This window comes from Xenorhabdus bovienii (assembly GCF_024721015.1).
Taxonomy (GTDB): domain Bacteria; phylum Pseudomonadota; class Gammaproteobacteria; order Enterobacterales; family Enterobacteriaceae; genus Xenorhabdus; species Xenorhabdus bovienii.
Genome location: NZ_JANAIF010000163.1, coordinates 1 through 2,533, shown reverse-complemented (window position 1 = coordinate 2,533; position 2,533 = coordinate 1). Strand labels below are relative to the sequence as shown.

Below are 2,533 nucleotides of genomic sequence, written 5' to 3'. Positions count from 1 at the left end.
TTTTCGCCATTGATCAGATCGTAAAAATCGGACTGAGTTCCCTCAAGTGATCTACTATTTTGAATTCTTATTTAGCAACCAAACCACTACTATCTGCTAATTCACCAATACGGATCACTAAATCGATACCGTCCTCAATCACATCAACAAATCGCTCGCTAAAAGAGACTGATAACGTGAGTTCAGGGTATTCCTTAGTGATATTTAACAAGATAGGAAGAATGCGTTGGCGTCCAAAAGCAGCAGGGAGATCAATACGTAATCGACCTATTGGTGAAGTGATATGAGAAGCTATCCCCGCTTCGGCTTGTTCTAAAATCGCTATCGCATTTTGGCAACTTTGCAGAAAACATCACCTTCAGGGGTTAAACTCAAACTTCTTGTAGAACGCTGAAAAAGCTTAAGCCCCAATCGTTCTTCAAGGCGATTTAGACTTTTTCCAACCGCAGATTTCGTCAGTCCAAATCGTTCAGCCGCAGCAGTAAAACTGCCTAATTGTGCTGTCGCCACAAAGGCAACAATTCCGCTAAAATGATCGTTTTTACGCATATCTCAGCAAATCCAGTCATCAGCTCAGGTCTGAGCTCGTACATTTAATGAGGAGGAAACTATCTTTATTCATCTGTGGTATATTCCCTATCGCAGACTTTAACATTTTTTTAGGATTTTTCGTAATGCCATGGACATTTTCACATCCAGCAGCCGTTTTTCCTTTGAAGAGTCTTCCGGGGGGGAGGTTGTTAAATTTGCCTGCGCTAATTACTGGTAGTTTGTCTCCTGATTTCTTTTACTCTGTTGGGTTATATGATGTTGCAACGGTTGCGCATCACTTACCCGGATGGTTTTATACCGCATTTCCTTTATGTCTATTGATATTTTTGATTGTACGTCTATTGTCATATCCTTTATCCGTCCTTTTCCCAATATCCTTTGCGCGTTATGAAAAACCAGACTATAAGGACAGAGTTTTTTTTGTGTTGTCGTTATTTATAGGAGCTGTAACCCATATTGGCTGGGATGCATTCACACACGATAAAGGTTTTTTTGTCGAGCTAATTCCTTTACTACAGTTCCGCATTTTTCATTCCATTACCAACGGGCAGGGGATAAGTATATATAAAATTCTACAGCATCTCAGCTCATTGTCAGGATTATTGTATCTCGCCATGAAGTACTGGCGGTATCAGAAAAAATTGGATCTCAGTATTCAAAAAACGAACAAAAGAAAACTTTACTATTTGATTGTTATTGGGTTTATTTCAGGGTTTTTGACATGCCCTGTAGCATTGTTTTTATCCTGGGAGGTATCGGGGATAAATATGGGCAGGTTTATTTTTAAGGAACTCACTCTATCTGTACCAGTATTTTTTATTATTCTGGTACTTATTGCGTTATGGATAAGGTATTACTCTTCGAAGACTAAACTTGTTCAATCAAAATCTATTGACATTCAAATAGACAACACATAGCAATTGTTTATGTACAGTTTCAATTCAAGAATAAAACCAGCAATTTCCGTTCTGTATCAGTATCAAACAGGGCAGAACATAGTTAATTGACTGAAAAGGTTCATCTCATGAAGTTATGATCTATTTTAGTTAATTTAACATAATATAGATTGTGCGAACCACCTAAGCTAAAAATAAAATCACCTATGGTGATCTCTCTACTTACCCTGAAATTTTATCAAAATATGCACGCATATAATCATACAGCAAAAAAAATCTAACACATGATACAGAGTTATACAAGTACAATGATACAACTACATGAATGTTTACCTATAATGATTCAATACGAATTTTGACTAAGAAAAAGGCAGACTTAGTTATGACGACACCTAAACGAACAACTATGGCCATTGTTACGGAAAGAAAGTTAAAACTTGAACGGCTAGCAATAGATGCCAGTCATGCGGCAGGAAAATCTATATCATGGACAGATATCGTCAATCATTTGATCGATAATTACTCAAAGGAAGCTGCTAAGGATTTGATTCATGCTATAAAGCCCCAAGTTCAAGCTTAACAGCAAAAGGACGGAATCGCCTGAAAGCCCGAAGATATCCTGAGAATACCCGCGTATTACAGTACGCGGGTTTTGGGAACCCTATGACAAATTCAGCTAAAAAAGATTACTACTCCAACCCCAAAACAAGTTTTAGCACTTTCCGACGTTATGAGTATAATAATTTAATGAATTTCAACCAACAAAGGATTGATTATGTTCAATATAAAAAACAGAAATTTGCGAAAGCAAGCTATAGTACCAGTAATATTTATGGTGGTATTTGGTTTCTTTATTATACTATCAATAATAGAAAGTATTAATAAAAATATTTTCAGTGGAATACTTCTATCAGCATTTTTTTCAATTTTTTTTATTACTGGACTTACAAGATGGAATAAATTAAAGAAATTTGATGACTTAATGTCAAGAAAAACACTTGTAAACTATCTAAGTTAATCAATGAAATTATCTGCACTTTTGTTATAGTCGGTAATACAATACACTGACTTACCGCGTCCACTAA

Annotated in this window: 2 protein-coding genes and 1 pseudogene; 2 read left to right on the top strand and 1 reads right to left on the bottom strand. The window is 36.0% G+C overall.

Annotated features, from left to right (window positions below; all coding sequences use genetic code 11):
- Window positions 1–70: 70 nt before the first annotated feature.
- Window positions 71–549: pseudogene (locus tag NXS07_RS19420) on the bottom strand (LysR family transcriptional regulator); the annotation flags it as partial.
- Between the two features lie 125 nt (window positions 550–674).
- Between NXS07_RS19420 and NXS07_RS19415 the strand changes: the two are divergent.
- On the top strand, window positions 675–1,469 hold the full coding sequence (locus tag NXS07_RS19415; protein ID WP_238126977.1) for a DUF4184 family protein: 795 nt from the start codon (window positions 675–677) through the stop codon (window positions 1,467–1,469).
- Window positions 1,470–1,830: 361 nt separating this feature from the next.
- Window positions 1,831–2,028 (top strand): hypothetical protein, encoded by a 198-nt coding sequence (locus NXS07_RS19410; RefSeq protein WP_038193615.1) that lies wholly within the window; start codon window positions 1,831–1,833, stop codon window positions 2,026–2,028.
- Window positions 2,029–2,533: the final 505 nt, after the last annotated feature.